Annotated in this window: 26 protein-coding genes; 10 read left to right on the forward strand and 16 right to left on the reverse strand. The window is 68.1% G+C overall.

The annotated features are described in order from the left end of the window. Nucleotides 1-20: 20 nt before the first annotated feature. From infC to WG903_RS14730, 6 genes are all read right to left on the reverse strand, one after another. Nucleotides 21-629, reverse strand: coding sequence for a translation initiation factor IF-3 (infC, locus tag WG903_RS14705; RefSeq protein WP_340078249.1), 609 nt, complete (start codon nucleotides 627-629; stop codon nucleotides 21-23). Between the two features lie 87 nt (nucleotides 630-716). Further along, nucleotides 717-2,624, reverse strand: a complete 1,908-nt coding sequence (thrS, locus tag WG903_RS14710) for a threonine--tRNA ligase (RefSeq protein WP_340076695.1) — start codon at nucleotides 2,622-2,624, stop codon at nucleotides 717-719. Nucleotides 2,625-2,796: 172 nt separating this feature from the next. Next, nucleotides 2,797-2,991 carry a hypothetical protein gene (locus WG903_RS14715; RefSeq protein ID WP_340076698.1) on the reverse strand — a complete coding sequence of 65 codons (195 nt, stop codon included), beginning with the start codon at nucleotides 2,989-2,991 and terminating at the stop codon, nucleotides 2,797-2,799. Between the two features lie 87 nt (nucleotides 2,992-3,078). Beyond that, entirely contained in the window at nucleotides 3,079-5,388 is a 2,310-nt protein-coding gene (locus tag WG903_RS14720; protein ID WP_340076700.1) for an SLC26A/SulP transporter family protein, read from the reverse strand. A 131-nt stretch (nucleotides 5,389-5,519) separates the two neighbouring features. Then, nucleotides 5,520-6,848, reverse strand: a complete 1,329-nt coding sequence (gene aceA, locus WG903_RS14725) for an isocitrate lyase (protein ID WP_340076702.1) — start codon at nucleotides 6,846-6,848, stop codon at nucleotides 5,520-5,522. Between the two features lie 217 nt (nucleotides 6,849-7,065). Next, nucleotides 7,066-7,467, reverse strand: coding sequence for a gamma-glutamylcyclotransferase family protein (locus tag WG903_RS14730; protein WP_340076704.1), 402 nt, complete (start codon nucleotides 7,465-7,467; stop codon nucleotides 7,066-7,068). 43 nt (nucleotides 7,468-7,510) lie between these two features. Between WG903_RS14730 and WG903_RS14735 the strand changes: the two genes are divergently transcribed. Beyond that, entirely contained in the window at nucleotides 7,511-8,407 is an 897-nt protein-coding gene (locus WG903_RS14735) for a DMT family transporter (RefSeq protein ID WP_340076706.1), read from the forward strand. Here the strand turns inward: WG903_RS14735 and WG903_RS14740 are convergent. Then, entirely contained in the window at nucleotides 8,373-8,867 is a 495-nt protein-coding gene (locus tag WG903_RS14740; protein WP_340076708.1) for an Lrp/AsnC family transcriptional regulator, read from the reverse strand. The genes WG903_RS14735 and WG903_RS14740 overlap by 35 nt on opposite strands. Before the next feature lie 90 nt (nucleotides 8,868-8,957). On the opposite strand from WG903_RS14740, the gene yedA reads away from it, so the two are divergent. After that, the gene (yedA, locus tag WG903_RS14745; protein WP_340076710.1) at nucleotides 8,958-9,860 is read left to right on the forward strand and encodes a drug/metabolite exporter YedA; all 903 of its coding nucleotides are present in this window, start codon (nucleotides 8,958-8,960) and stop codon (nucleotides 9,858-9,860) included. Nucleotides 9,861-9,996: 136 nt separating this feature from the next. Then, the gene (locus tag WG903_RS14750; RefSeq protein WP_340076712.1) at nucleotides 9,997-10,428 is read left to right on the forward strand and encodes an SWIB/MDM2 domain-containing protein; all 432 of its coding nucleotides are present in this window, start codon (nucleotides 9,997-9,999) and stop codon (nucleotides 10,426-10,428) included. Nucleotides 10,429-10,506: 78 nt separating this feature from the next. Here WG903_RS14750 and WG903_RS14755 read toward each other — a convergent pair whose 3' ends face one another. Further along, a complete protein-coding gene (locus WG903_RS14755; protein WP_340076714.1) occupies nucleotides 10,507-12,192 on the reverse strand; it encodes a thiamine pyrophosphate-binding protein in 1,686 nt (561 codons plus the stop codon). A gap of 34 nt (nucleotides 12,193-12,226) precedes the next feature. On the opposite strand from WG903_RS14755, the gene WG903_RS14760 reads away from it, so the two are divergent. From WG903_RS14760 to WG903_RS14780, 5 genes are all read left to right on the forward strand, one after another. Continuing rightward, nucleotides 12,227-12,877, forward strand: a complete 651-nt coding sequence (locus WG903_RS14760; protein WP_340076716.1) for a TetR family transcriptional regulator — start codon at nucleotides 12,227-12,229, stop codon at nucleotides 12,875-12,877. A gap of 94 nt (nucleotides 12,878-12,971) precedes the next feature. Continuing rightward, entirely contained in the window at nucleotides 12,972-13,949 is a 978-nt protein-coding gene (locus tag WG903_RS14765) for a tripartite tricarboxylate transporter substrate binding protein (RefSeq protein ID WP_340076718.1), read from the forward strand. Next, the gene (locus tag WG903_RS14770) at nucleotides 13,949-15,112 is read left to right on the forward strand and encodes a Gfo/Idh/MocA family protein (protein WP_340076720.1); all 1,164 of its coding nucleotides are present in this window, start codon (nucleotides 13,949-13,951) and stop codon (nucleotides 15,110-15,112) included. Before WG903_RS14765 ends, WG903_RS14770 begins: the two co-directional genes overlap by 1 nt. Before the next feature lie 7 nt (nucleotides 15,113-15,119). Further along, nucleotides 15,120-16,277, forward strand: coding sequence for a dihydrodipicolinate synthase family protein (locus tag WG903_RS14775; RefSeq protein ID WP_340076723.1), 1,158 nt, complete (start codon nucleotides 15,120-15,122; stop codon nucleotides 16,275-16,277). Continuing rightward, a complete protein-coding gene (locus WG903_RS14780; protein WP_340076727.1) occupies nucleotides 16,274-17,125 on the forward strand; it encodes a sugar phosphate isomerase/epimerase family protein in 852 nt (283 codons plus the stop codon). The genes WG903_RS14775 and WG903_RS14780 overlap by 4 nt, the downstream gene beginning before the upstream one ends. A gap of 14 nt (nucleotides 17,126-17,139) precedes the next feature. On the opposite strand, the gene WG903_RS14785 is transcribed toward WG903_RS14780, so the two are convergent. Further along, the gene (locus WG903_RS14785) at nucleotides 17,140-17,661 is read right to left on the reverse strand and encodes a bactofilin family protein (protein ID WP_340076729.1); all 522 of its coding nucleotides are present in this window, start codon (nucleotides 17,659-17,661) and stop codon (nucleotides 17,140-17,142) included. A gap of 216 nt (nucleotides 17,662-17,877) precedes the next feature. Between WG903_RS14785 and WG903_RS14790 the strand changes: the two genes are divergently transcribed. After that, on the forward strand, nucleotides 17,878-18,573 hold the full coding sequence (locus tag WG903_RS14790) for a hypothetical protein (protein ID WP_340076731.1): 696 nt from the start codon (nucleotides 17,878-17,880) through the stop codon (nucleotides 18,571-18,573). Here WG903_RS14790 and WG903_RS14795 read toward each other — a convergent pair. The 3 genes from WG903_RS14795 to WG903_RS14805 are packed head-to-tail and all read right to left on the reverse strand — an operon-like array spanning nucleotide 18,567 to nucleotide 21,959. Beyond that, complete coding sequence (locus WG903_RS14795; RefSeq protein WP_340076733.1) at nucleotides 18,567-19,157, reverse strand: general secretion pathway protein GspB; 591 nt, start codon at nucleotides 19,155-19,157, stop codon at nucleotides 18,567-18,569. The genes WG903_RS14790 and WG903_RS14795 overlap by 7 nt on opposite strands. Nucleotides 19,158-19,160: 3 nt before the next feature. Next, nucleotides 19,161-20,705, reverse strand: coding sequence for an AAA family ATPase (locus tag WG903_RS14800; RefSeq protein ID WP_340076735.1), 1,545 nt, complete (start codon nucleotides 20,703-20,705; stop codon nucleotides 19,161-19,163). Nucleotides 20,706-20,723: 18 nt separating this feature from the next. Then, nucleotides 20,724-21,959, reverse strand: a complete 1,236-nt coding sequence (locus WG903_RS14805; RefSeq protein ID WP_340076737.1) for an MFS transporter — start codon at nucleotides 21,957-21,959, stop codon at nucleotides 20,724-20,726. A gap of 70 nt (nucleotides 21,960-22,029) precedes the next feature. On the opposite strand from WG903_RS14805, the gene WG903_RS14810 reads away from it, so the two are divergent. Then, complete coding sequence (locus WG903_RS14810; protein ID WP_340076739.1) at nucleotides 22,030-22,848, forward strand: AraC family transcriptional regulator; 819 nt, start codon at nucleotides 22,030-22,032, stop codon at nucleotides 22,846-22,848. On the opposite strand, the gene WG903_RS14815 is transcribed toward WG903_RS14810, so the two are convergent. From WG903_RS14815 to WG903_RS14830, 4 genes are read right to left on the reverse strand one after another with little or no spacing between them, the layout of a single operon-like run. After that, on the reverse strand, nucleotides 22,845-24,221 hold the full coding sequence (locus WG903_RS14815) for a formimidoylglutamate deiminase (protein ID WP_340076741.1): 1,377 nt from the start codon (nucleotides 24,219-24,221) through the stop codon (nucleotides 22,845-22,847). The genes WG903_RS14810 and WG903_RS14815 overlap by 4 nt on opposite strands. Further along, complete coding sequence (gene hutG, locus WG903_RS14820; RefSeq protein ID WP_340076744.1) at nucleotides 24,211-25,011, reverse strand: N-formylglutamate deformylase; 801 nt, start codon at nucleotides 25,009-25,011, stop codon at nucleotides 24,211-24,213. Before hutG ends, WG903_RS14815 begins: the two co-directional genes overlap by 11 nt. After that, nucleotides 25,008-26,213 (reverse strand): imidazolonepropionase, encoded by a 1,206-nt coding sequence (gene hutI / locus WG903_RS14825; RefSeq protein ID WP_340076746.1) that lies wholly within the window; start codon nucleotides 26,211-26,213, stop codon nucleotides 25,008-25,010. The genes hutG and hutI overlap by 4 nt, the downstream gene beginning before the upstream one ends. Next, on the reverse strand, nucleotides 26,210-26,764 hold the full coding sequence (locus WG903_RS14830) for a HutD/Ves family protein (RefSeq protein WP_340076748.1): 555 nt from the start codon (nucleotides 26,762-26,764) through the stop codon (nucleotides 26,210-26,212). Before WG903_RS14830 ends, hutI begins: the two co-directional genes overlap by 4 nt. Nucleotides 26,765-26,768: the final 4 nt, after the last annotated feature.

A 26,768-nucleotide genomic window follows, 5' to 3' on the forward strand; every position in this document is an offset into this window, starting at 1 on the left:
CCTTCCGGGGCCTTGTACCTTTAAGCCTGCGCCGCCTGCGTGCTCGGCGCCGGCTTGGTCTCCGCCGGCTTCGCCGGGGCCACCTTCTTCTTGCCCGGCGCGATCATCATGATCATCTGCCGGCCTTCCAGCTTCGGGAACTGCTCGACCAGGATCAGGTCGGCCAGCTCGTCGCGAATCCGGTTCAACAGCGCCATCCCCAGCTCCTGGTGCGTGATCTCGCGGCCGCGGAAGCGCAGCGTGATCTTCACCTTGTCGCCCTCCGCCAGGAATCGGCGGATGTTGCGCATCTTGATGTTGTAGTCGCCTTCGTCCGTACCCGGGCGGAACTTGACTTCCTTGATCTCGATGACGGTCTGCTTCGCTTTCGCTTCCGCTGCCTTCTTCTGTTCCTGGTACTTGAACTTGCCGTAGTCCATCAGCCGGCACACCGGCGGGCTGGCGGTCGCGGCAATCTCGACCAGGTCCACGTCCATCTCACCCGCCATGCGCAGGGCTTCCTGCAGGCTGACGATGCCGATCGGCTCGTTGTTGGGTCCGCTGAGGCGGACTTCCGGGGCCATGATCTCCCGGTTCAGGCGGTGCTTGCGTTCCTCGCGTTGGCGGCGGTCGCGAAAATCAGTAGCGATGGTCTGTTGTCCTCACAAAATCATGCTGTTTCATGAACAGCGAAACCGCCGCGGTCCGCGCCGGCAAGAGCGTGATTCGATTCCAAATCAGACCTTGTCCTGGATGTCCTTCGAGATGCGCGCTAGGAACGCTTCGAGGGGCATCGCACCGAGGTCCTGGTTGCCCCGGGCGCGCACTGCGACGGCACCTGCCGCCTTCTCCTTGTCGCCCACGACCAGGATGAAAGGCAGCTTCTGCATCGAATGCTCCCGTATTTTATACGTAATTTTCTCGTTGCGCAGGTCCAGCTCCACCCTAAGCCCTTGATTTCGAAGCGTTTTCGCGACTTCCCCAGCGTAATCGGCCTGCGAGTCCGTGATATTGAGCACGGCCACCTGCACCGGCGCCAGCCAGGCGGGCAGCGCCCCGGCGTGGTTTTCGACCAGCATGCCGATGAAACGCTCCAGGCTGCCGACGATGGCGCGGTGGAGCATCACCGGGTGCGCCCGGCCGCTCGTCTCCGTCACGTACTCGGCGCCCAGGCGCTCGGCCGTGTTGAAGTCCACCTGCATCGTGCCGCACTGCCACTGGCGGCCGATGGCGTCCTTCAGCGTGTACTCGATCTTCGGGCCGTAGAAAGCCCCGTCGCCCGGGGAAATCTCGAACTCGACGCCCGAGCGCCGCAGCGCCTCCATCACGGCGTGCTCGGCCTTGTCCCACAGCTCGTCCGAGCCCACGCGGTTCTCGGGGCGCGTCGCCACCTTGTAGAGGATGTCGTGGAAGCCGAAATCGCGGTAGACCTGCTGCAGCTTGGCCGTGTAGGCGACGCATTCCTCCAGGATCTGGTCCTCGGTGACGAAGGCATGGCCGTCGTCCTGCGTGAAGCCGCGCACGCGCATGATCCCGTGCAGCGCCCCCGACGGCTCGTTGCGGTGGCACTGCCCGAATTCGCCGTAGCGCAGCGGCAGGTCGCGGTAGCTGCGCATCTGCGACTTGAAGATCAGCACGTGCCCCGGGCAGTTCATCGGCTTGAGCGCGTAGTCGCGCTTTTCCGATTCCGTGGTGAACATGTTGTCGCGGTAGTTCTGCCAGTGGCCCGTTTTCTCCCAGAGCGAGCGGTCGAGGATCTGCGGGCCCTTCACTTCCTGGTAGCCCGTGTCCTTGTAGACCTGGCGCATGTACTGCTCCACCTGCTGCCAGACCGCCCAGCCCTTCGGGTGCCAGAACACCACGCCGGGCGCCACGTCGTCGATGTGGTACAGGTCGAGCTCGCGGCCGAGCTTGCGGTGGTCGCGCTTCTCGGCCTCCTCCAGCATCGTGAGGTACTGCTGCAGTTCCTCCTTGCTGGCCCAGGCCGTGCCGTAGACCCGCTGGAGCATCTCGTTGCGGTGGTCGCCGCGCCAGTAGGCGCCGGCCACCTTCATCAGCTTGAAGTGCTTGAGCTTGCCCGTGGACGGCACGTGCGGGCCCCGGCACAGGTCCTCGAAGGCGCCTTCGCGGTACAGCGACACGTCCTCGCCCTGCGGGATGCTCGCGATGATCTCGGCCTTGTAGTGCTCGCCGATCTCCTTGAAGTGCTTCACCGCCTCGTCGCGCGGCAGCACGCGGCGCGTGACCGGCTCGTCCTTCGCGGCCAGTTCGGCCATGCGCTTCTCGATGGCCTGCAAGTCCTCGGGCGTGAAGGGCCGCTTGTACGAGAAGTCGTAATAGAAGCCGTGCTCGATGACCGGGCCGATCGTGACCTGGGCGTCGGGAAAGAGCTCCTTGACCGCATACGCGAGCAGGTGGGCCGTCGAATGGCGGATGACATCCAGGCCCTCGGGGTCCTTGGCCGTGAGGATGGAGAGCTGGGCGTCGCGGTCGATGGTGAACGACGTGTCGACGACCTTGCCGTCGACCTTGCCGGCGAGGGCGGCCTTCGCCAAGCCTGCGCCGATGGAGGCGGCGACCTCGGCCACCTTCACGGGGCCTGGGAACTCGCGTTTCGAGCCGTCTGGGAGCGTGATCTGGATCATGGGACTAGAAGGGAATTCAAAAGCAAAAAGCGCGGCCGGCAGCCGCGCTTTTTCGTGGTTCGATGCACGCGCGACTACCCGCCCCTAGCGGGTGGTGGAACCTTCCGTTCGCGTTCGCGGTGTCATAACCAATGTGCCTTTCTCGCCCTTGTGGGTGGACAACGGCCCGATTTTACCCTGCGGCCACGAAGCCGGTGCCGCCGCACTTCTCGCAAGCCGTGATGACGATCTGCTTCTCGACCTCGAAGTTCTCGTTGATGTTCTCGCTCTCGAACCTGAGCTCGCCGGTGCCGCCGCAATCCGGGCACTTCTTCTGGTTGAGCTTGCTGGCGTCGAAAACACCCGTCTTTTCGTCGGTACCGGCCATTCTTCCGCCCCCATGTGGCAAAGGAAGCCCAACTCTACGACCAATCCGGCGAGAGTCCAAACCGGGGGTTCCCCCGGCCCCGGCGGCCTAGCTGGCCAGCTCGAAGATGGTCCGGCTCGCCCGCCGCAGGCGGTTGCCCAATTCGCGGCCGATGCCCGCCAGCACCTTCATCGCGACGGTCGGTTCGCTGCGCGCCATCCTCTCGAACGCGTCGTGCGGCAGCACATAGCACACCAGCCGGCCATCGGCTTCCACCGTCGCCGACCGCACCTGCTGGTCCAGCAGCGCCAGTTCACCGAAGACCGTCCCGGCCGAGAAAGTCATCAGGCGCGTGTCGCGCTGCGCGCCGGGCAGGCGCAGCCGCACGCTCGCCGATCCTTCGCAGATCAGGTACAAGTCCCGGCTCGTGTCGCCTTCGCGGAACACGGCATCGCCCCGGGCGAACACGCGCTCCTGCATGGCGCCCGCAAGCACCTCCATTTCCCGCGGATCCAGGCGCCAGAGCACCCCGAACTGCTCCAGCCCGACGTCCAGCCCGAACTGCGAGTCGTCGGCCAGGCCTTCCAGCAGGCGGTCTTCGGCCCATTCGATGGCGCGGTCGGTGTCCTGGAACAGGTGCGCGGCCGTCAGCGCCTTGTGCAGGCCCATGTCCTTCATGAATGCCTCCAGCCGCGTGCCCTGCTCCAGCGCGCCAAGCAGCAGCGCGACCTTTTCGCGCTTGAGCCGTTCGTGGATCTGCAGCAGCATCTTCGCGCCGGTGCTGTCGATCTCGCGCACGCGCTTGAGGTCCAGGATGACGTGGGACGTCGGTTCGCGCAGCGCCGCCTCGATCTCCCCCGCGAGGTCCTCGGCCGTGCCGAAGAAGATCGGCCCTTCGAGCTCGAAGACCACGATGCGCTCGCTGTGTCCGCGCAGCAGGTCCGCCTGCGCCGAATTGCGCGAGCGGCGCGAGTGCACGACGTCGCAGCGGTAGGTGCGGCGGATCACCGACTTGCTCATGCGGAAGAGGAAGAACGCGATCGTCACGGCGATGCCCACGGCGACCGCGACGACGACGTTGAACGCCACCGCGGCGACGGCGACGGCCAGGATCACCAGCAGGTCGAGCGCCACGCTCTGCGGGCTGGAGAACTGGCCCTTGAAGAGGCGCACGCAGTTCGCGACCGACCAGCGGTCGACCAGCTGGATGGCGACGGCCGTCAGCATCCCGGCGATGACCACGCGCGGAAGGAAGCCCACCAGCGGCGAGATCACCAGGATCGCCAGCAGGATCACGGCGGCGTGCACCAGCAGTGACACGGGCGTGCGCGCGCCGCTGCGGTGATTGGCGAAACTCGACCCGAGGTTGATGCCGTTGGCGATCCCGCCGAAGCCCGCGGCCACCATGTTGCCCGCGCCCAGCCGCACGAGCTCGCGGTTGGTCTGGATGCGGTTGCCGGAGTCGGCCTCGACCAGCCGTCCGCACAGCACGCCGTCCAGCGACGCGATGAGCGCCAGGCTCAGCGCACCGCCGAGGATCATCGGCAAGGCCGCGAGGGCCTCAGGGTTCGCGGCGAGGCCCGCGAACTCCGCGAAGTACCGCGGGTTGGGCCATGCGAACGGGATGGCGCCGACCACGGGCCCGAGCTGGCCGCCCAGTCCCGCGAGCTTGAACAGGTAATAGGACGCCAGGCCGCCCGCCATGCCCAGGAGGGTCGGCGGCACCGCCTTCGTGATGCGCGCCCCCTTGATCACCAGCGTGCAGGTGATCACCCCGACCAGCAGGTTCGCCGGCATCACGTCGGCGACGTGCGCCGGGATGCGCCACGCAGCCACGTGCTGCGTGAAGCCCAAAAGGCTGTCCAGTTGCGAGAGGAAGATCAGGAGCGCCGCGGCGTCCGCGAAGCCTGCGATGACGGGCGCCGGCACGTACTTGACCCAGGTGCCGAAGCCGAGCAGGCCGAACAGCAGCTGGATCGCCCCGCCGAGGAACACCAGCAGGAACACGAGCGCCAGCAAGGTCTGGGGCGACGCCGAGCGCAGGAACGGGACCTGCGACTGCACCATGCCGGTCAACACGATGGAGCCGATCAGGAAAGTGACGATGCTGCGCGGCGAATAGATCATCGTCGTGTTCGCGCCGAGGAGGTACGCCACGATGCAGCCGATGACCGGTGCGTACAGGCCCGCGAGGATGCCGTGCGCGAGCTGGTCGGGCCCCAGGGGCGACAGCGCGAGGATGCCGTAGCCCATGCTCACCGGGATCGTGAGGACCGCCGCGGCGAAACCGCCGACCGCGTCGCCGCGCAGACGCGCGAGCCAGGGCGGCCCCTCGGGACGGACGTCTTTCGCGGGGGAAGGCGCTGCGGCGGCCTGGTCCGGCAGGCCGTAACCCCAGCGCTGGGACAAGTTCGCCATGGGCCCTCCTGCTGCGACGTCGAAACATAAGGTGCGGCCCGGGCCGCGTCAAGGCGAAGACGGCTCCCCAAAAGAGAAACCCCGCCGGGATCGCCGGCGGGGCCCTTGTCTCCCGGTAGCGGAGCGTCTTCTTATGCGGCCTTCTTGTGGTCGTCGAAGAACTGTTCGTCTTCCGTGGAGCCCTTCAGGGCCGCCGTGGAAGCATTGGCTTCGATCGTGGTCGTCACCGCGTCGAAGTAACCGGTCCCCACCTCGCGCTGGTGCTTCACCGCGGTGAAGCCGCGCTCGGCCGCCGCGAATTCCTTCTGCTGCATCTCGACGAAGGCGGTCATGTTGTTGCGCGCGTAGCCGTAGGCCAGCTCGAACATCGAGTAGTTCAGGCTGTGGAAGCCGGCCAGCGTGATGAACTGGAACTTGTAGCCCATGGCGCCCAGCTCCTTCTGGAACTTGGCGATGGTCGCGTCGTCGAGGTTCTTCTTCCAGTTGAACGACGGCGAGCAGTTGTACGCGAGCAGCTTGCCCGGGAACTTGGCGTGGATCGCGTCGGCGAAGGCCTTGGCGAACTTCAGGTCGGGCGTGCCCGTCTCGCACCAGATCAGGTCGGCGTACTCGGCGTAGGCCAGGCCCCGGCTGATGGCCTGGTCCAGGCCCTTCTTCGTGCGGTAGAAGCCTTCGACCGTGCGCTCGCCGGTGAGGAACGGCTTGTCGTTCTCGTCGACGTCGCTCGTCACGAGGTCGGCGGCTTCGGCGTCGGTGCGGGCCAGCAGGATGGTGGGCGTGCCCATCACGTCGGCGGCCAGGCGCGCGGCGATCAGCTTGGCGTTGGCTTCGCGCGTCGGCACGAGCACCTTGCCGCCCATGTGGCCGCACTTCTTGACGGAGGCGAGCTGGTCCTCGAAGTGCACGCCGGCGGCGCCCGCTTCGATCATGGCCTTCATCAGCTCGAAGGCGTTCAGCACGCCGCCGAAACCGGCTTCGGCATCGGCCACGATGGGCGCAAAGTAGTCGATGTAGCCCTCGTCACCGGGGCCCTTGCCTTCGCTCCACTGGATCTGGTCGGCACGCGCGAACGTGGCGTTGATCTTCTTCACGACCTTCGGCACGGAATCCACCGAGTACAGCGACTGGTCGGGGTACATCTCCCCGTTGCTGTTGGCGTCGCCTGCCACCTGCCAGCCGGAGAGGTAAATGCCCTTCAGGCCGGCCTTGACCTGCTGCATGGCCTGGTTGCCCGTCAGCGCGCCCAGCGTGTTGACGAAGGGCTCGGTGTTGACCAGGTTCCAGAGCTTTTCGGCGCCGCGCTTGGCCAGGGTGTGCTCGATCTGCAGCGAGCCGCGCAGCTTCACGACGTCGGCGGCGCTGTAGCCGCGCTTGATCCCCTTCCAGCGGGGGTTCTCAGCCCAGTCCTTCTCGAGCTGCGCGATCTGCTGTTCGCGGGTGAGGTGGGTCCAGTTCGTCATGGGTTCACTCCATCAGGGTAGTTGCCGAAATCGATGGCTGAACTTTAAGTCTTCTACAAGACTTTGTGAACGTCTTGTGTCTTATACAAGAGATAAATTTTTATCCATGCAAATCAATGACTTGCACCTGCAATTTCTCGATATGGGAATTGATCTCTCATATCGAGAAATTTTGGCGCGGCGCAACATCCCGTCATTTCGCGATGCGAAACGGTTTTCACGATGAGTGAAATCGGATCCAGTCGCCATGCCCGATCGGCTCCTTGCCGGCGATGCGCGAGGGGTTGATCTCGTAGAGGAAGCACGGCACCGGCCGGCCCGCCACGGCCACTTCGAGGTCGCGCTTGAAGTACTCGCTGTGCGCGCCGTCGACGAGCCCCTCGATGTCGTCGAGCACTGCCTCGAGCTCGCGCGTGACTTCGTAGACCTCGCCCACCACCGTCACCGCCTGCTCGCCTCCCAGCGCGAGGCCCGGGTACCAATCGAGGTGGTACAGGCTGCCCTTCACCTCGCCCATGCCGAGGTACTTCGGCGCCGGCGCCAGGCGATTGATGTCGTTGCGGCCGCCCTTGCGCAGCGTGCCGTAGACGAAGACATGGCGAATGCCGCCTTCAGGCATGATCCCGCTCTTCCTTGCTTCCCAGCCGCGGATTTTCCGACGAATGAAGGCCGAGCGCCTACTCGCCTACGCCTGCCTCGCGCTGTCGATGTCCCTGGTGGGCAGCTACGTCGCGCTCTCGAAGCCGCTCGCGGCGGCGATCCCCGTCTTCCTGCTCGCCTGGCTGCGCTTCGGCATCGGCGGCCTGGCGATGGTGCACTGGCTGCGCAAGCCGATGGGCGAGCTGCCGCTGTCGCCCCAGGTCCGCCAGCTGCTGTTCCTCGAATCCTTCCTGGGCAACTTCCTGTTCTCGATCTGCATGCTGTTCGGCGTGAGCATGACCAGCGCCGTCTCGGCGGGCGTGATCATGGCGGCGATCCCCGCGGTGGTCGCTGTCCTGAGCTGGATCTTCCTGCGCGAGCGCGTCGGCCCGCGCGTGTGGGGTGCGGTGGCCTGCGCGGCCGCCGGCATCGGGCTGCTGGCGATCGCGAAGCCCGAGGCGCAAGGCACGTCCTCCCTGCTGGGAAACCTGCTGGTGTTCGGCGCCGTGGTCTGCGAGGCGTCGTATGCCGTGATCGGCAAGAAGCTCACCGGCGCGCTGGCGCCGCGGCGCATCACCTCGCTGATCAACCTGTGGGGCTTCGCGCTGGTCACGCCCTTCGGCCTGTACCAGGCGCTGCACTTCGACTTCACGCAGGTCCAGGCGCCGACCTGGGTGCTGCTGCTGTTCTATTCGCTCGCCGCGAGCGTGTGGACGGTGTGGCTGTGGATGACTGGCTTGAAGACCGTGCCGGCGTCGCAAGGGGGAGTATTCACGGTGATGCTGCCGGTGTCGGCAGCGATGGTCGGTGTCGTCGTGCTGGGAGAGCCGTTCACGGCGGTGCAGGCCGTCGCCTTCGCGCTGGCGCTGGCCGGCGTCGTCCTCGCTAGCGCCCGGTCACCTTCCGGATCGCGGGCTTGATGTTCTCGCGCCGCGCCGGCAACAGCGGCGCGTCTTCGCGCGGCGCGTTGAGCACGATCGCGGTCGAGGTCTCGGTCAGGATGCAGAACTTGGTGACCACGGCATCGAGGTGCTCGACGTCGATCACGGCGATCTGCAGCATCCAGCTGTCCTCGCCGGTCACGTTCCAGGCGTTGACCACCTCCGGCGTCTGCTCGATCAGCTTGACGACGCGCGCGTACTCGGCGCGCCCCACCCGCACCAGCGCGCGGATGCCATAGCCCAGTCGCTGCGCGTCGACGATGGCGCGGTAGCCGCGGATCACGCCGCTCAATTCCAGCTTGCGCACGCGCTCCGTCACCGCCGGCTGGCTCAGGCCGACGCGCCGGCCGAGCTCCGCCATGGTGATGCGCGCATCGCGCTGCAGCTCCCCCAGGATCTGCGCGTCGGAGCCGTCCAGCGGGGCGATTTCGGTCGGCATCTCATTCCACCTTGAAAAACATGGCAGCAGTATAGGACGCGCCTTGATTTCTGCATGGCGCTGCCGCCCATCCGCTCCTAAGATGCGGCCATGTCCGCCGTGCTCACCTCCCCCGGGCCCGCCGCCCGCCCATCCCTGCTGGTTCCCGCGCTGCTCGCGTGCTACCTGATCTGGGGCTCCACCTACCTGGCCATCCGCTTCGCGCTCGAGAGTCTGCCGCCCTTCCTGCAGATGGGGACGCGCTTCCTCGTGGCCGGGAGCCTGCTCATGGCCTGGCTCGCCTGGCGCAGCAAGGATCCCTGGCCCACCGCCGTGGAGTGGCGCAACGCCCTCGTCATCGGCACCCTGATGCTCGGCGGCGGGATGGGGCTGTGCGCGGCATCGGAGCAATACATCGGCTCCGGGCTGATCGCGGCGTTCATCGCCGTCTCGCCCATGGTCAACAGCGGCTGGGGCCTGTTCTTCGGCCAGAAGCCCACCCGGATGGAATTCGCCGGGATGGCCGTGGGCGTCGCCGGCGTGCTCCTGCTGGTGCGCGGCGCGAGCTTCGCGGCTTCGCCGGTCGGCATCGCCTGCGTCGCCGGCGCCGTCCTCACGTGGACGCTTGCGTCCGTCCTCACCACCACCAAGCTCCCGCTGGCGCGCGGCGCGATGGGGTTCGCCAGCGAAATGTTGTGTGGCGGCGCGGTGTTGATGGTGGTTTCTCTCGCATTGGGTGAGCAAGCGGTGCTGCCGCTGCAGCCGGTTTCGATCGCCGCGTGGCTCTACCTCGTGGTGTTCGGCTCGCTCATCGCGTTCAGCGCGTACATGTATTTGCTGGCGCACGCGACGCCCGCGGTAGCGACGAGCTACGCCTTCGTGAACCCCGTGATCGCGCTTTTGCTGGGCGTTTTCGTCGGCTCCGAGCACGTCACGGGGGGCGAATGGGCGGCGTGCGGCGTGATCCTCGCGGGCGTCTTGCTGATTTTCAGAGGGAAATCGGGCTCCTCCTAGAGTGAAAAAAGCGCAACGCCAGAGGAGAAAAACGCTTTCTCCCCTTGGAAACGCGCTTTTTTGCCATTAGCATCCGCTCTGCCAACGGGATGAAGTCCCAATGGTGGTCAATCAACTTCTAGAAGGAAATCAAGTCATGGCAACTGCAAAGAAAGCTGCGAAGAAGTCGGCCAAGAAGGCCCCCGCGAAGAAGGCTCCGGCGAAGAAGGCCGCAGCGAAGAAGCCGGCCGCGAAGAAGGCACCGGCGAAGAAGGCTCCGGCCAAGAAGGCCGCTGCGAAGAAGGCGCCGGCGAAGAAGGCCGCGAAGCCCGCGAAGAAGCGCACGCCGAACGCGGCGTTCATGAAGCCCCTGCAACCCGATGCGGCGCTGGCCGCGGTGGTTGGCAACAGCGCGATGCCCCGCACGGAAATCGTGTCGAAGCTGTGGGCTTACATCAAGAAGAACAAGCTGCAGGACAACGTCAACAAGCGCATGGTCAACTCCGACGAGAAGCTGCGCGCGCTGTTCGGCAAGGCCCAGGTCTCGATGTTCGAGATGGCCGGCCTCATCGGCAAGCACATCAAGTAAGCAGGCCCGCGCCGAAAGGCGCGGTCGCCTTGCGCGACTTGCAAGGGCCGGGCAACCGGCCCTTTCTCATTTGCGCGGCTACTTCTTCAGCGCGTTCTGGCGGATCGCGCTCAAGGTGCCGCGCGTGCTGATCACCTCGGGGTCGAGCACCACTTCGATCAGCGTGCCCTGCTTGCGCTCCAGCGCGGCGATGAGCTCCGGCTCGAACTCCGCGGTCTTCGTGATGCGCACGCCCGCATAGCCATACGCGCGCGCCAGCGCGGCGAAGTCGGGGTTGGCGAGCTGGGTGCCGTGCACGCGTTCCGGGTACTCGCGCTCCTGGTGCATGCGGATCGTCCCGTACATGCCGTTGTTCAGCAGCACGACGATGCTCTTCGCGCCGTACTGCGCGGCGGTCGCGAGCTCCTGCCCGTTCATCAAGAAATCGCCGTCGCCCGCGATGGTGAACGCGGTGCGGCCGCTGACGATGTTCGCGGCGATGCCTGCCGGCACGCCGTAGCCCATCGAACCCACCGTGGGCGCGAGCTGCGTCTTGTGGCCCTTCGCCAGCCCGTGGTGCTTGAAGAAGCGGTGGATCCAGCTGGCGAAGTTGCCGGCCCCGTTGGTGAGCACCGCGTCGTCGGGCAGGTGCTTCTTGAGCACGGCCACGATCGCCGGCATGTCGATGTCGCCCGGCAGTTTCGTCGGGACGAGGTTCTGCTCGTACTCGGCATGCACGGCTTCGGTCCATGCGGCCCACGGCACGTCGGGCGGCGCCGTCAGCACCTCGAGCGAACGCGCCGCGGCGTTCATCGTGGCGTTGATCGCCAGGTCGGCCTGGTACACGCGGTTCAGCTCCTCCGCGCTCGCGTGGATGTGCACCAGCTTCTGTTTCGGCTTGGGCGGCGTGAGCAGCGTGTAGCCGCTGGTGGTCATCTCGCCCAGGCGCGGGCCGATTGCCAGGATCAGGTCGGCTTCCTTGATGCGCGCCGCGAGCTTCGGGTTGATGCCGATGCCCACGTCGCCCGCGTACAGCGCGTGGTGGTTGTCGAAGGTGTCCTGGAAGCGGAAGGCGTTGCCCACGGGCAGCTTCCAGTTCTCGGCGAAGCGCTGCAGCGCCTGCGCCGACTGCTGCGTCCAGCCGCCGCCGCCCGCGATCACGAAAGGCTGTTTCGCCGCGAGCAGCATCTCGCGCAACTCGCGGATCGCGCCGGGGTCGCTCCACGCTTCGACGGCTTCGACGCGTCCCACGGGCCGCGAGGCCGTCTGCTGCACCAGCATGTCCTCGGGCAGCACCAGCACCACGGGGCCGGGGCGGCCGTTCATCGCCGTGGCGAAGGCACGGGCGACGTATTCGGGAATCCGGTTCGGGTCGTCGATGCGCTCGACGCGCTTGGCCATGCCGCCGGTGGACGGGCCGAAGAAGCTGCGGTAGTCGACCTCCTGGAAGGCCTCGCGGTCGCGCTGGTCGCTCGCGACGTCGCCGACGAACAGCACCATCGGCGTCGAATCCTGGAACGCGGTGTGCACGCCGATCGACGCGTTCGTCGCGCCGGGACCGCGCGTGACGAAGCACACGCCGGGCCGTCCCGTGAGCTTGCCCGCGGCTTCCGCCATGTACGCGGCGCCGCCCTCCTGGCGGTTGATGACGAATTCGATCTTGTCGCGATAGGCGTGGAAGCCGTCGAGCACCGCGAGGAAGCTCTCGCCCGGCACGCCGAAGGCATGCGTCACGCCCTGCGCCACGAGGCATTCGACGATGAGGTGGCCGGCGATCTGAGTCATTGACTTTATTAACCGTGTGGTGAATTATTGCGCCATGACGAGAGACACCGCCCCCGTCGCGGAGGAGCGCCAGCGCGATGCCGACCGCTCGCAGCTCACCATCCTAGCAGCGGCCCGGGACGAGTTCGCCGAGTTCGGGCTGGGCGGCGCGCGCATGGACCGCATCGCCGAACGCGCCGGCGTGAACAAGCGCCTGATCTACTACTACTTCGAGGACAAGGAGAAGCTGTTCGAGGCCGTGCTGGAGCAGGCCTACCTCGACATCCGCGAGGAAGAAAGGCACCTGCACCTGCTGGATCTGGCGCCCACCGACGCCGTGCGCAAGCTGGTGGAATTCACCTGGGACTACTACCTCGCGCACCCGGAGTTCCTTACGCTGCTGAACAGCGCCAACTTGCACAAGGCGCGCCACCTGGCGGAGTCACGGCGCGCGAAGGAACTCAACTCGCCGCTCATCGAGACGCTCGGCCAGATCCTCGAGCGCGGCCGGCGCGAAGGCACGTTCCGCGGCGGCGTCGACCCCGTGCAGCTCTACGTGTCGATCGCCGGGCTGTCGTACTTCTACCTTTCGAACAGCTACACACTGTCGGCCATCTTCGGCCGCGACCTCCTGTCGACCAAGGCCAAGGCCGAGCGCCTCTCGCACATGGTCGACGTGACGCTGGGCTACCTGCTGAGGAGCTGAGCCGCGTTTTCCGCGGGGGCTTGCGCCGGCCGTCCTGCGCCCTATAATTCACCAGTTAGTGAATTAAGGTCCACCGCCCCAGGAGACGACTTCCATGCGCCTTTCCCGCCGCGCCGCACTGGCCGCAGCCACCCTTTCGCTCGCCGCACCCCTGGCCGCCTTCGCGCAGGCCGGCTACCCGAACAAGCCGATCCGTGTCATCGTCCCCTTCGCGGCGGGCAGCACCACGGACATCATTGCGCGCGCGATCACCGACAAGATGAGCCAGAGCATGGGCCAGCAGCTCGTGGTCGACAACCGCGGCGGCGCCAGCGGCACCATCGGCCAGGCGGCCGTGGCGCAGGCGCAGCCCGACGGCTACACGATCATGGTGCACTCGTCGTCGCACACCGTCAGCCCGCACACCTTCGCGAAGCTGCCCTTCGACACCGAGAAGGACTTCGTCGCCATCACGCCGATCTCGACGACGCCGAACGTGCTGGTGATCTCCCCCGCCAAGAACATCAAGACGCTGCAAGACCTGCTGGCGTACGGCAAGGCGAACCCCGGCAAGCTCAATTTCGCTTCCGCCGGCCAGGGCAGCGCCACGCACCTGAACGCCGAGAAGTTCAAGCTCGCCGCGAAGATCGACGCGGTGAACGTGCCGTTCAAGGGCTCGGCGGAAGCGGTGACCGAGGTCATCTCGGGCCGCGTCGACTATTACTTCTCGCCCATCGCGCCCGTGATCGGCCAGATCCGCAACGGCCAGCTCGTGCCGCTGGCCGTCGGTTCGCCCAAGCGCGCCGCCGCCCTGCCCAACGTGCCGACCACCGCCGAAGCGGGCGTGCCCGGCTCCGAGTTCAATTTCTGGATCGGCATGTTCGCGCCCGCGAAGACGCCGAAGGAGATCGTCGACCGCCTGAACGCGGAAGTGATCAAGGCGCTCAACACGCCCGAGGTGAAGGAACGTTTCGCGTCACTGGGCGCCGATGCGTGGACGCTCAAGCCCGAGCAGTTCGACGCCTACGTCCACGACGAAATCAAGGCCAACGCGGGCCTGGTGAAGGCTGCCGGCCTGGAGGTGCACAAGTAATGGCTACGCAAAGACTCGGCATCGTCATGCACGGCGTCACCGGACGCATGGGCATGAACCAGCACCTGATCCGCTCCATCGTCGCGATCCGCAGGGAAGGCGGCGTGATGCTTTCCAACGGCGACAAGGTCATGCCCGACCCGATCCTCGTCGGCCGCAACGCCGAAAAGATCGCGGCGCTGGCCAAGGCCAACGGCATCGAGCGCTGGACCACGGACCTCGACAAGGCGCTGGCGGACAAGAACGACACGGTGTTCTTCGACGCGGGCACGACGCAGATGCGCCCCACCCTGCTGGCCAAGGCGATCCGCGCCGGCAAGCACGTGTACTGCGAGAAACCGATCGCCACCAACCTGAACGAGGCGGTGGAGATCGCGCGCCTGGCGCAGGAGTCCGGCCTGAAGCACGGGGCCGTGCAGGACAAGTTGTTCCTGCCGGGGCTGCGCAAGCTCGACATGCTGCGCCGCGCCGGCTTCTTCGGCCGCATGCTGTCGCTGCGCCTGGAGTTCGGCTACTGGGTGTTCGAAGGCGACCTGCAGCCGATCCAGCGCCCGAGCTGGAACTACCGCGCCGAGGACGGCGGCGGGATGATCCTGGACATGATGTGCCACTGGCGCTACGTGCTGGACAACATCTTCGGCGAGGTGAAGTCGATCTCGTGCCTGGGCACCACGCACATCCCGCAGCGCTGGGACGAAGACGGCAAGCCGTACGCGGCCACGGCGGACGACGCCGCGTACGCAACGGCGGAACTCGTGGGCCACAACGGCGAGCCGATCATTGCGCAGCTGAACATGTCGTGGGCCACGCGCGTGCGCCGCGACGACCTCGTCACCTTCCACGTCGACGGCACGCACGGCTCCGCCGTCGCGGGCCTGCAGGAATGCCGCGCGCAATCGCGCGTGACGACGCCGCGGCCCGTGTGGAACCCGGACGTCAAGCAGTCGATGGACTTCTTCGACCAGTGGCAGGAAGTGCCGGACAGCCAGACCTACGACAACGGCTTCAAGATCCAGTGGGAGCACTTCATCCGCCACATCGTCGAGGACGCGCCCTACAAGTGGACGCTGCCCGAAGGCGCCAAGGGCGTGCAGCTGGTGGAAGCCGCGCTGCAAAGCTGGAAGGAGCGGCGCTGGGTGGACGTTCCGAAGCTCGCGATCTGAGGGCGCAATGGCACTGACGCTGTACCTGCCCGCGGCCGCCAACGGCCGGATCGAGAACTACGCACTCTCGGGGACCAAGCCCGTGCGTCCCGCGAAGGGCGTGGCGTTCAACCGCATCGCCTATTCGGCCGCGCACGTCGTGGCCGACCCGCGTGCGGCCATCGACCCGTGGCTGCAATGCGCGGTCGACTGGGACACGACGATCAAGTACCGCCAGTACCTGTGGTCGCTGGGCCTGGGGGTGGCCGAGGCGATGGACACGGCGCAGCGCGGCATGGGCCTGGACTGGCCGACCTCGCTCGAGCTGATCCGCCGCTCGCTCGACGCCGCGCGCGACGTGCCGGGCGCGATCGTCGCATCGGGCTGCGGCACCGACCACCTCGCCATCGACGAGGTGAAGTCGGTGGACGACGTCATCCGCGGCTACGAGGAGCAGATGGCTGCGATCGAGAAGCTGGGCGGCAAGCTGATCGTGATGGCCAGCCGCGCGCTCGCGAAGGTCGCGAAGTCGCCGGCGGACTACGAGCGCGTGTACGACCGCGTGCTGTCGCAGGCGAAGCAGCCCGTCGTGCTGCACTGGCTGGGCGACATGTTCGACCCGGCGCTGGCGGGCTATTGGGGATCGAAGGACGTCGATGCGGCGATGAACACCGCGCTCGGCATCATCGAGGCGCACCCAGCCAAGGTCGACGGCATCAAGATCTCCCTGCTGGACAAGGACAAGGAGATCGCCATGCGCGCGCGCCTGCCGAAGGGCGTGCGCATGTACACCGGCGACGACTTCAACTACGCGGAGCTGATCGAGACCGGCAGCGACGCGCTGCTGGGCATTTTCGACGCCATCGCTCCCGCCGCCAGCGCGGCGCTGGGAGAACTCGCGCAGGGCAACACCGCGAGGTTCCACGACATCCTGGGCCCGACGGTGCCCCTGTCGCGCCACATCTTCCAGGCGCCCACGCGCTTCTACAAGACGGGCGTGGTGTTCATGGCGTGGCTCAATGGCCACCAGTCGCACTTCACCATGGTGGGCGGCCAGCAGAGCACGCGCTCGCTCGTTCACCTCGCGGAACTGTTCCGCCTGGCCGACCGCGCCAACCTGCTCGAGAAGCCGGACCTCGCGGTGCAGCGCATGAAATCGCTCCTCGCGGTGCACGGGGTCGAATGAGGGATTTTTCGCAAGACCCCCACTGGCTGTCCATCAACACGGCCACGATCCGCAAGAGCGAAGGCAAGGAATTGCCCTTGCCGGACATCATCGAAGCCTGCGTCGGGCGCGGCATCCGCGCGATCTCGCCCTGGCGCGACCAGGTGGCGGCGGCGGGCCTTGCGACGATCTCGAAACTCGTGAAGGCGCATGGCCTGGAGCTCTCGGGGTACTGTCGCGGCGGGATGTTCCCCGCGGGCACGCCCGAAGGGTTGCAGGCCGCACACGACGACAACCGGCGCGCGGTCGATGAAGCGCGCGAGCTGAACGCCCGGTGCCTGGTCCTCGTGGTCGGCGGCGGCGGCAAGGACATCGCGCTTGCGCGCACGCAAGTGCGCGACGGCATCGCGAAACTGCTCGAGCACTCGCGGTCGGTCGGCATGCCGCTCGCGATCGAGCCGCTGCACCCGATGTACGCGGCTGATCGTGCTTGCGTGAACACGATGGAGCATGCGCTCGACCTCTGCGACGAACTCGACCCGTCGAAGTCAGGGGCCCTCGGCGTCGCGTGCGACGTCTACCACGTGTGGTGGGACCCGAAGCTGCAAGCGCAGATCGCTCGCGCAGGACGCGAACGCCTGCTTGCGTTCCACGTCTGCGACTGGCTCGTGCCCACGACCGACCTCTTGCTCGACCGCGGCATGATGGGCGACGGCGTCATCGAAATCCGCCGCATCCGCGGCTGGGTGGAAGATGCGGGCTTCGCCGGCTACAGCGAAGTCGAAATCTTCTCGGAGAACAACTGGTGGCGGCGCGAGCACGGTGACGTGCTCGACACCTGCATACAGCGGCACCACACTTTCGTGTGACCGCCGCCGGGTAGTTACGCGTTCGCGACGCGCAGGCTCTTGTCCGCCGCGCGCGTGCCGCCGGCGTCGATCTCGCCGGAGAGCTGGCCGCCCTCCTCGATCACCACCTTGCCGTAGCGGATCTTGCCGGTGACCTTGCCGGTGGAGTAGATCGTGAGCTTCTGGCGCACGGTCAGGCTGCCTTCGAACTGGCCGTGGATCTCGGCGATGTCGATCTCGCACGAGCCCTTGAACGAGCCGCGCTCGGAAATCTGGATCACGCGCGAGTCCATGGTGGCCTCGACCGAGCCTTCGACCACCAGCGTGTCGCAGTCGGTGATCTCCACGCCCTTCAGCTTGATGTTCGGGCCCACGGTCAGCTTGCTCTCGCCTTCCTTGCCGGCCGTCGTGTTGGCGGCGGCGGCGGTGGGCGCGGCGGTGGCGGCGACGATGTTCGTCGCGCCCGAGGCGGCGGCCTGGTTGGGGCTGGTGCCCGGCGCGCGCATGTTCGGGTTGTTCTCGTCGCGCTTGTTGAAGAAGGGGGATTGCAAGGCCATGGTGATGCTTCCTCTGAGGTGGCGTTGAATGAGGTGCCGATGCTACGGATGACCCACGCCCGCACAAAGACGTTTTACGCAACGGAAGTAACCGAATTCGTGGCGGCGTACACGCTCGTCCACACGCGCGTGCGACATATTTCGCGGCGCTTGTAAACGGCCGTTGCATCCGCGCGGCTCTCGCGGCACATTGGGGGTTCGAACGAGGGGAACTCCATGGGCGCCATCGACCGGCTGCGCGCTTGGGCCGCGGCCCTTGCCATTGCAACGACTCCCGCTTTCGCCGCGCCGACGGGCGAGGAAGTGATCGACACGTCGGCCGCGAACCTGATCGTGGTCCTGCGCGAGTCGCTGGGCGAGAACCACCCCGACACGACGCTGCGCCCCTATGGCCGCGTGGTCGCCGAATTGCCCGACGGCAAGCGCGTGGAACTCGCCACCAGCTGGTACCACTACATCGGCGATATGCACATCCGCCTGGTGTTCGACGGCGGGCAGACCCTGCAGAGCGCCTCGCCCAACGACCTCGAGCGCCTGCGCCTGTCGCCCGAAGAGGCGCTCGACACCGCCGTGCGCAACCTGCGGCGCGTCTATGGCCAGCCGACGGCCACGCCGTGGAGCGGCGGGCTCATGCAGGTGCAAGGCATGGCGCCCGATTTCGCCAGCAGCTACTTCCTCGACCGCGAGTTCTGGCTGGGCGTGCAGCGCGGCCACCCGGAAGGCGTCGTCGCCGCCGTGCCCCAGCGCGGCGGACTGGTGTTCGCGTCGGCCAAGGACGACGATGCCATCGACGCGCTGCGCTTCTCGGCGGCGGCGCTCTACGCGGGCGGCGGCGGCCGCCGCGTGTCATCCGGCCTGTACCTGTTCAAGGACGGGCGCTGGTCGGTGTTCCAGCCCCCGCGCGGTCAGTAGGCGACGGTGTAGCGCCCGCCGCGGAACGACAGCGTCGCGGTGCGCGCCTGGATCGCCTCGACCTTCACGCCCGGCGCGACCTCGCTGCCTTCGTTGAATACCTGGCCGTTGACGATCAGCAGGCGCTGCGCCGGGTTGGGCGAGTAGACACCGCCGCTGATCGCCACGCGCGGCGCATCGGCGGGCAGTCCGCCCGGGATCGGTGCAGCAACCGCACTTGCATCCGTTGCGGCAGGCGCAGCGGTGGCCTGCTTGGTGAAAGCGGCCTCCCTCGCCTGCAGGGCCGCCGGGGCCATGGGAGCGGGCGGAGGCGGTGAGATCGCAGCCGCCGCCGGCGGGGATGGAACGACGGCAGGCGGCGCCGTGACCACTGGCGGGGGAACTTCGCTGCGCGTGAAGTACCAGCCCGCGGCAGCGGCGACGACCATGCCGGCCGCTGCCAACGCCACCCAACCGCCGCGCCGCTCCGGCGCACCCGCAGCCGACGGCGTGCCGAGCGAAGCCGGCTGCGCGTGGATGCCGCGCGAGGCATCGCGTTCACGCTGGGCGTCGGCCTTGCGCAGGGCATCGAGGATGTACGACATGGATCAGGGTCCCGTGGCAAGGCGCGGCTCGTCGGCGCCACCGGCGCGATTGAGCTGCATGTAGGTCATGGGACCGGGCTGGCCGTCGGCCGGCAGTCCGTGCGCCAGCTGGAAGCTGCGCAGTTGCGGCTTGAACGGCGCGTCGGGCGCGGCGGCGAGCAGGCGGCGCATCCACTCGGTGGTCTGCACGCCGGGCTCGCCGCGCGGCGCGTAACCGGGCGGCGACTTCCACAAGGTCGCGAACTCGCCGTTCCAGCGAGCGGCCAGCGCATCGAGCGTGACGGTCTGCTCCGTGCCGCCCGCGCGCAGCGTCGCGCTGTCGCGCGTCAGGCGCGTGAGCAGCGCGTAGCTGGGCGTGCCCTGTTGCGCGTCGAGCGTGACGATGCCGGGGCGGTCCAGCTCGCGCACCAGCGCGAGCGGCAGCGTCTTCGTGAAGCATTGCACCTGCGACTTCGCGAGCTCGGCGCAAGCATCGCCCTCGCCCGCCGGCGCCTTCCACAGCGCCGCGAGTTCGCGCCACGCTTCCTGCACGTCCTTGTGCAAGCGCGGTGGCGCCGCAGGTGCACTCGCCTTCGTCGTCGGGGCCGGCGCGGCGCGGACGGCCGGCGCCTTGGCCACCACGCGGGGCGCGTCATCGTCCTGCGCCACACGGGTGGCCGCCGCGTACAGGCCCGCGCCCGCCGCGAGCCCGAGCCCCAGCACGAGCGCCGTGCGCTGGCGCACCGGCGGCTGGACGCTGGCCTTGCCGAACACCTCCTGCGCGGCCTGGTCGACGACCTTGCGATCGACGGTCGCGCGCGAGGTCGCGTAGGCGCCGAGGAGCGCCCGGTCGCACAGCAGGTTGATGCGGCGCGGGACGCCGCGCGAGATCTCATGGATGCGTTTGAGGGCACGCGGCTCGAAGGGAAACGGCCGCTCCAGCCCGGCGACATCCATCCGGTGGCGGATGTATTGCTCGGTTTCGGCCGGGGTCAGCGCCCCCAGGTGGTAGCGCGCGATCACGCGCTGGGCGAGCTGCTCCAGCTGCGGCTGCGCCAGCATGTCGCGCAGCTCGGGCTGGCCGATCAGCACGATCTGCAGCAGCTTGCGCTCGCGCGTCTCCAGGTTCGTGAGCAGCCGCAGCTGCTCCAGTACATCGGGCTCGAGGTTCTGCGCCTCGTCGATGATCAGCACGTTGTTGCGGCCCGCCGCATGCGACTGCAGCAGGAACCCGTTCAGCCTGTCGACGTGGGCCTTCACCGTGTCGCCCTGCGGCGCCGGCAGGTGGAATTCCTCGCCGATGGATTGCAGCAGCTCGGTGACCGTGAGCTTCGGGTTGAAGATGTAGGCGACGTTGCAGTTGGCGGGGATCTGCTCCAGGAACAGGCGGCACAGCGTGGTCTTGCCGGTGCCGATCTCGCCGGTCAGCAGCACGAAGCCGCCGCCACCGCCCAAGCCATACAGCAGGTGCGCGAGCGCCTCGCGGTGCCGCTCGCTCATGAAGAGGAAATGCGGGTCGGGCGCGATCGAGAAGGGTTCGTGCTTCAGGCCGAAGTACGAGGCGTACATGGCCCGAAGGATAACCCCCTATGCCGGGGCCAGCGACGTCCGGCGGACCTTGCGCACGTTGAAGGCGCTCGTGATCAGCACCGCCTGCATGAAGACCAGCCCCAGCCACACGCCGCGGTACTGCTGGTGGTCCATCAGGGCGCCGAAGAACAGCGGTGCGATGGCCTGGCCGATGTCCAGGCCCGAGTACACGACGCCGTACACGCGCCCCGTCGCGTTGTCGGGGGTGGACTTCTTCACCAGCAGGTCGCGCGAAGGGCCGGCGATGCCGCTGGCGAAACCCATGGCGCCGAAGAGGGCCGGCACGGCGATGGCCGGCACATGGCCCAGGCCGATCAGCAGCGCGACCAGCGCCGCCATGCCGAAGCCCGCGCCCACGATGCGTTCGCAGCGCTCGGGGTCGGACGCGAGGAAGCCGCCCACGACCATGCCGCCGGCCGCGCACACCATGTACACCGTGAGGCACATCGCGGCCCAGCCCACGGGCACGTCGTGCAGGCGGCGCGCCGCCTCGGGCGCGAAAGCCTGGATGGTGCTCAGGACCACGGCATAGAAAAAGAAGAACCCGAAGCACATCCACACGGCGGGAATGCGCAGGAAAGCCAGGCTGTGTTCGGCGGGGCCGCTCGTGTGCGCCTTGGGTGCGGCCGCGGGCAAGGCCAGCTTGCTGCGGTTGAACCAGATGACCACCAGGACGGCGAACGCGATCGTGCCCGCGCCCATGAGCGCCACGCGCCACGAATACGCCAGCGCGAGCGGCACGACCACCGCCGGTGCGAGCGCCCAGCCCAGGCTGCCGGTGATGCCATGCACGCTGTAGGCATGGCCCAGGCGCGCGGGACTGACCTTGCGGTTGATCAGCGTGTAGTCGACGGGATGGAAGACGCCGTTGCCGACGCCAGCGATGACCGAGCACAGGGCCATCGTGACGTAATCGGGGCTCCACGCAAAGCCGAAAGCGGCGATCCCGATCAGCGCCAGCCCCGCGAACAGCACGGGCCGCGGGCCCCAGCGGTCGACGAGGAACCCCGAGAGCGTCTGCACGCCGCAGGAAACGACGAAGAACACCGTCATGAGGAAGCCCAGCTCGGTGTAGCTGGCATGGAGCGCGTCCTTGAGCCATGGGAACAGCGGCGGCAGGATCAGCTGGCTGAAGTGGCTGACCATGTGGGCCAGGCCCACGAAACCGATCACGCCCGCGTCCTCGCGCAGGGTCGCCGGCGCCATCGCCCCGTTGGCCATCGTCGTGCTCATGGCCGCATCGTACGTCGGGGCGCTGTTTCCGGATTGCGACAGAAGGACAGGAATCGGCGAGAATCGGCCAATGGCCCGCCGCAGCTTCCGCGCCGCCCCCGTCGGCGACACCGACGCCTTCCGCCCCACGCGCCAGCGGCCAGTGCGGGTGCGGGCGCGTTCGATGGCGGCGGACACGCATTTCGAGCCACACCGGCATTCCTGGTCGCAACTGGCCTACTGCGCCACCGGCATCGTGCAGGTGACGGCGCAGCGCGAGGCGGGATCGGACGACGAAGCGACCTTCATCGTGCCGCCGTCGCGCGCGGTGTGGATCGCGCCGGGCGCGCGCCATTCGGTGCACGTGCTCGAAGACGCGCAGTTCCGCACGCTCTACATCGATGCCAGCGCTACGCCCGCCGGCTGGGAAGGTTGCCGTGTCATCGTCGTATCGCCACTGCTGCGCGAGCTGGTGGGCTCGCTCGACGTCGAGGGCATTGCGCGCCAGCGCGAGCAGCGCCTGGTGGAACTCGTGCTCGACGAGATCGGGCACGCCGACCCGCATGAGCTCGGCGTGCCGATGCCGCGCGCGCACGGTGACAAGCGACTGCGCGCGCTGTGCCAGTCCGTTCTCGATGCGCCCGAGCAACGCGAGACGCTCGCGCAAGCGTCAGCACGCTTCGGCGCGAGCGAACGCACGATGGCGCGCCTGTTCCGCGACGAGCTCGGCACCACGTTCCAGCAATGGCGGCAGCAGGCGATCCTGGCGCATGCGCTGCCGATGCTGGCGCGCGGCGCGCCCGTCAGCCACGTCGCGGCGGCCAGCGGCTATTCGAGCGAGAGCGCGTTCACCGCGATGTTCAAGTCGGCGATGGGCCAGCCGCCCAGCCGCTTCCTCGGCAAAGCCTAGGCCCAGAGGGCTTTCATCGCGGCGCGGAAGCCGCGTGCGAGTTCCGCGATCTCGCCGCCCCCCAGCACCTCGTCGCCCGCGACGAACACGCGCGCGAACTTCGACTCGGGCGTGGAGAACACGAGCGCATCCAGCACGTGGTCCGCGGGCAGGCCCGCAAGCTCCGGCGCATCGGCATCGACGACGGCGAAGTCGGCGCGCTGGCCCACGGCGATGCCGCCCAGCGGCAGTCCCGCGGCGGCGCTGCCGCCTTCCAGCGCGCCCTGGAACAAGGCCGCCGCACTGCTTTCCGCGACGCCGGCCTGCGCCGCGACATTGCGCTTGCGCGCGTGCAGGCGCTGCGAGTACTCGAGCAGGCGCAGCTCCTCGCGCCAGCTGCGCGTCACGTGGCTGTCGGAGCCGACGGACCACACGCCGCTCTCGCCCGCCCACGTGGCGAAGTCGAAGATGCCATCGCCGAGGTTCGCCTCGGTGGTCGGGCAGATCACGATCGAAGCGCCGGTCTGGCGCAGCGCCGCGAGTTCCGACGCGCTGGCTTGCGTGGCATGGACCATGTTCCAGCGCGCATCGACCGGCGCCTGCGCGAGCAGGAATTCCATGGGTTTCAGCCCGTGTTCGGCCTGGCAGTCTTCCACCTCACGCCGCTGCTCCGCGATGTGGATGTGCACCGGAAGGCCGCGCGCACCTTGCGCCGTCTCGCGGATGGCGGCGACATCCGCCGCGCGCAGCGAGTGGATCGCCACGCCGGCCGTGATGCGCCCGGCGTCGCTCGCGCCCGCGCGCACGGCTTCGGCGATGGCCAGCACCGATTGCGGTGTCGAGGCGAAGCGCCGCTGGTCGTCGCGCAAGCCCTTCGCCGCGAAACCCGACCGCATGTACAGCGTGGGCAGCAGCGTCAGCCCGATGCCCACGCGCCGCGCGGCACGGGCCAGCGCGCGCGACAGCTCCAGCGGGTCCGCGTAGGGCCGGCCATCCGCGTCGTTGTGCAGGTAGTGGAACTCGCACACCTGCGTGTAGCCCGCAGCCAACAGCTCCGCGTAGAGGAAGGCCGCGATCGCTTCGAGCTGCTCCGGCGTGATGCGGTTGGCGGCGCGGTACATGCGGTCGCGCCAGCTCCAGAAGTCGTCGTCGCCGCCGGGGCTGCGTTCGGTCAGCCCGGCGATGGCGCGCTGGAACGCGTGGCTGTGCGCGTCGACGATGCCGGGCAGCACGGGGCCCCCGAGCGATGTCGCACCCGCGCGCTGCGCGAGCGATGCGCCGGCCTCGACGCGCGACCAGAGGCCCGCCGCGTCCACCTCCAGCAGCACGTCGTGCTGCCAGCCCCCGCGCACCCAGGCCATGGGCGCGTAAAAGCGCCGGCCGTCATCGCGCATGAATCGCCTCCGCAGTCACCAGCGCTGCCAGCAGCATCTCGCGCACGACGGGGATCACGGTTGCCGCCTTCTCCTCGTCGTAGGCGAACGGCGCCTCCTCCTGCATGTACAGCTTCTGGCACATCTCCAGCTGCACTGCGTGCACGTCCTGCGCGGGACGGCCGTAGTGGCGGGTGATGTAGCCGCCCTTGAAGCGGCCGTTGGCCACGTGCGTGAACTCGGGGTGGCGGCGCGCGGCGTTGGCGACGGCGCGCGTGATCGTCTCGTCGGCGCTGACGTCGTTCGCCGTGCCGATGTTCAGGCCCGGCAGCTCGCCTTCGAAGAGCCAGGGGATGCGAGAACGAATGCTGTGGCCGTCCCACAGCAGCGCAAAGCCGTGCTGCGCCTTGATGCGCTCCAGTTCACCCGCCAGCGCATCGTGGTACGGCTGCCAGTACGTCGCGCGCCGGTGCGCGCGTTCGGCGGTATCCGGCTCGCGGCCTTCGCGGTACAGGGGGTCGCCGGTGAAGAAGCGCGTGGGGCACAGCTCGGTGTTGGAAGCGCCCGGGTACATCGGGGCGTCGTCGGGCGGGCGGTTCAGGTCGATCACGTAGCGCGAATAGCGCGGCTGCAGCACGCTGGCGCCTATGTCGCGCGCCCACGCATACAGGCGCGCCAGGTGCCAGTCGGTGTCCTCGACCTGCAGCGCACGCTCGACATAGCGGTCGCGCAACTCCGCGGGGATCTCCGTGCCCACGTGCGGCATGCTCACCAGCAGCGGCGCGCTGCCCCGGTGCAAGCTGAAGCTCATACCGCCTCTCCCCCGAAAACGACCTGCCGGCAGGGATTGGCGCCGATGGCGTACGCGAGCTGCGCCGGATGGTCAGCGTCCCACACCACGAAGTCCGCGCGCCTGCCTGCGCCCAGCACGCCGCGGTCCTGGAGCCCGAGCGCGCGCGCCGCGTTGCGCGTGACGCCGGCCAAAGCCTCCGCGGGCGTCAGCCGGAACAAGGTGCATGCCATGTTCATCATCAAGAGGAGCGAGGTGCACGGCGAGCTGCCCGGGTTGCAGTCCGTCGAGATGGCGATCGGCACGCCATGCGCACGGAGCAGCTCCACTGGCGGCAGTTTCGTTTCGCGCAGGAAGTAGAAGGCGCCGGGTAGCAGCACGGCCACCGAGCCTGCGGCGGCCATCGCCCGCACGCCCTCCTCGCCCACCCATTCGAGATGATCGCAGCTCAGCGCGTCGTAGCGCGCCGCCAGCTGGGTGCCACCGCTGTCGCTCAATTGCTCGGCGTGCAGCTTCACGGGCAGCCCCAGCTCCCGCGCCAGGGCGAAGACCTTGTCGGTTTGCTGCGTCGTGAACGCGATGCGCTCGCAGAACGCATCCACCGCGTCGACGAGACCCTCGCGGTGCAAGTCGCGCAACATGTGCAGCACGTCGGCTATGTATGCATCGGCCCTGCCCGCGAATTCCGGCGGGATCGCGTGCGCGCCCAGGAAGGTCGTCTTCACGGTGACGCGGTGCCGCTCGCCGAGCCCGCGTGCGACGCGCAGGCATTTGCGTTCGTGCTCCAGCGCCAGGCCGTAGCCGGTCTTGATCTCCACGGTGGTCACGCCTTCGGCCAGCAGCTCCGCGAGCCGCTTCTCGCTCTGCGCGAAGAGCTCTTCTTCGCTGGCCGCCCGCGTGGCCTTGACCGTCGACACGATGCCGCCGCCGGCGCGCGCGACCTCCTCGTAGCTCGCGCCCTTCAGGCGCAGCTCGAATTCATGGGCGCGGTCGCCGCCGTAGACCAGGTGCGTGTGGCAGTCGACCAGCCCCGGCGTGACGAGCGCCCCGCCAAGGTCGCGCGTTTCGGCGCTGCGGTCGCGCCATTCGCGCGGCAATTGCGACGAAGGCCCGGCCCAGGCGATGCGCTCGCCGTCGACCGCGAGCGCACCGGCGTCGACCGTTCCGTAGTCGCCGCCTTCCATCGTGGCGAGCGTCGCGTTGTCCCAGATGCGCACGGTCATGGCTGCACCTCGAACCACAGTGCGCCGTCGGTCGCGAAGTCGACGCGCTCGTCCCGCGGCACGACGTGCCACGCCAGCGTGCGCGGCGGGATGACGATGCGCACTTCCACGGCGCGGAAGGCGATTTCGTGCTCGTGCGAGTAGACGCCAACGATCGAACCCTTGCGGCAGTTGCGCTCCTGCTGCCCCTGCACGCGTTCGAGCACACCGTCGCGTCCGCGCAGCATCAGGTTGAAGTCCTCGGTCGCGCCGCCGCGCAGCGCGCAATCGGTCGCCGATGCGCCATCGAACGAAAACGGTTGCGACTCGCGGCCCAGGACATGCTCGCGCCCCTCGACTCGCAGCGTGACGCCCTCACCGGACAGCACGGCAAACCAGCGCGCGACGCCGGGATACGAGGAGAAAGGGCCGCCCGCGGCAACGTCCGCGACCGATACGCGCGCGGTCCATTCATCCGCGTTCGGCCACGCGAGCAATTCGCGCGTGGTCCCGCCGCCGTTGCGCCAGGGCGTGGCCGCGACCGAATCGAGGGAGACCTGGTGCCAGTTCATGCCT

The sequence above is a fragment of the Ramlibacter sp. PS4R-6 genome, assembly GCF_037572775.1.
In the GTDB taxonomy this organism is placed as follows: domain Bacteria; phylum Pseudomonadota; class Gammaproteobacteria; order Burkholderiales; family Burkholderiaceae_C; genus Ramlibacter.

What these genes read in the sequence shown, in the direction of transcription:
- yedA (WP_340076710.1), top strand. Translation starts at nt 8,958, where the DNA reads ATGTCCGCCGTGCTCACCTCCCCCGGGCCCGCCGCCCGCCCATCCCTG.
- WG903_RS14715 (WP_340076698.1), bottom strand. Translation starts at nt 2,991, where the DNA reads ATGGCCGGTACCGACGAAAAGACGGGTGTTTTCGACGCCAGCAAGCTC.
- WG903_RS14810 (WP_340076739.1), top strand. Translation starts at nt 22,030, where the DNA reads ATGGCCCGCCGCAGCTTCCGCGCCGCCCCCGTCGGCGACACCGACGCC.
- WG903_RS14720 (WP_340076700.1), bottom strand. Translation starts at nt 5,388, where the DNA reads ATGGCGAACTTGTCCCAGCGCTGGGGTTACGGCCTGCCGGACCAGGCC.
- WG903_RS14755 (WP_340076714.1), bottom strand. Translation starts at nt 12,192, where the DNA reads ATGACTCAGATCGCCGGCCACCTCATCGTCGAATGCCTCGTGGCGCAG.
- thrS (WP_340076695.1), bottom strand. Translation starts at nt 2,624, where the DNA reads ATGATCCAGATCACGCTCCCAGACGGCTCGAAACGCGAGTTCCCAGGC.
- hutG (WP_340076744.1), bottom strand. Translation starts at nt 25,011, where the DNA reads ATGAGCTTCAGCTTGCACCGGGGCAGCGCGCCGCTGCTGGTGAGCATG.
- WG903_RS14795 (WP_340076733.1), bottom strand. Translation starts at nt 19,157, where the DNA reads ATGTCGTACATCCTCGATGCCCTGCGCAAGGCCGACGCCCAGCGTGAA.
- WG903_RS14800 (WP_340076735.1), bottom strand. Translation starts at nt 20,705, where the DNA reads ATGTACGCCTCGTACTTCGGCCTGAAGCACGAACCCTTCTCGATCGCG.
- WG903_RS14780 (WP_340076727.1), top strand. Translation starts at nt 16,274, where the DNA reads ATGAGGGATTTTTCGCAAGACCCCCACTGGCTGTCCATCAACACGGCC.
- WG903_RS14770 (WP_340076720.1), top strand. Translation starts at nt 13,949, where the DNA reads ATGGCTACGCAAAGACTCGGCATCGTCATGCACGGCGTCACCGGACGC.
- WG903_RS14740 (WP_340076708.1), bottom strand. Translation starts at nt 8,867, where the DNA reads ATGCCGACCGAAATCGCCCCGCTGGACGGCTCCGACGCGCAGATCCTG.
- WG903_RS14815 (WP_340076741.1), bottom strand. Translation starts at nt 24,221, where the DNA reads ATGCGCGATGACGGCCGGCGCTTTTACGCGCCCATGGCCTGGGTGCGC.
- hutI (WP_340076746.1), bottom strand. Translation starts at nt 26,213, where the DNA reads ATGACCGTGCGCATCTGGGACAACGCGACGCTCGCCACGATGGAAGGC.
- WG903_RS14790 (WP_340076731.1), top strand. Translation starts at nt 17,878, where the DNA reads ATGGGCGCCATCGACCGGCTGCGCGCTTGGGCCGCGGCCCTTGCCATT.
- WG903_RS14805 (WP_340076737.1), bottom strand. Translation starts at nt 21,959, where the DNA reads ATGAGCACGACGATGGCCAACGGGGCGATGGCGCCGGCGACCCTGCGC.
- WG903_RS14760 (WP_340076716.1), top strand. Translation starts at nt 12,227, where the DNA reads ATGACGAGAGACACCGCCCCCGTCGCGGAGGAGCGCCAGCGCGATGCC.
- WG903_RS14830 (WP_340076748.1), bottom strand. Translation starts at nt 26,764, where the DNA reads ATGAACTGGCACCAGGTCTCCCTCGATTCGGTCGCGGCCACGCCCTGG.
- WG903_RS14785 (WP_340076729.1), bottom strand. Translation starts at nt 17,661, where the DNA reads ATGGCCTTGCAATCCCCCTTCTTCAACAAGCGCGACGAGAACAACCCG.
- WG903_RS14775 (WP_340076723.1), top strand. Translation starts at nt 15,120, where the DNA reads ATGGCACTGACGCTGTACCTGCCCGCGGCCGCCAACGGCCGGATCGAG.
- aceA (WP_340076702.1), bottom strand. Translation starts at nt 6,848, where the DNA reads ATGACGAACTGGACCCACCTCACCCGCGAACAGCAGATCGCGCAGCTC.
- WG903_RS14765 (WP_340076718.1), top strand. Translation starts at nt 12,972, where the DNA reads ATGCGCCTTTCCCGCCGCGCCGCACTGGCCGCAGCCACCCTTTCGCTC.
- WG903_RS14730 (WP_340076704.1), bottom strand. Translation starts at nt 7,467, where the DNA reads ATGCCTGAAGGCGGCATTCGCCATGTCTTCGTCTACGGCACGCTGCGC.
- WG903_RS14735 (WP_340076706.1), top strand. Translation starts at nt 7,511, where the DNA reads ATGAAGGCCGAGCGCCTACTCGCCTACGCCTGCCTCGCGCTGTCGATG.
- WG903_RS14750 (WP_340076712.1), top strand. Translation starts at nt 9,997, where the DNA reads ATGGCAACTGCAAAGAAAGCTGCGAAGAAGTCGGCCAAGAAGGCCCCC.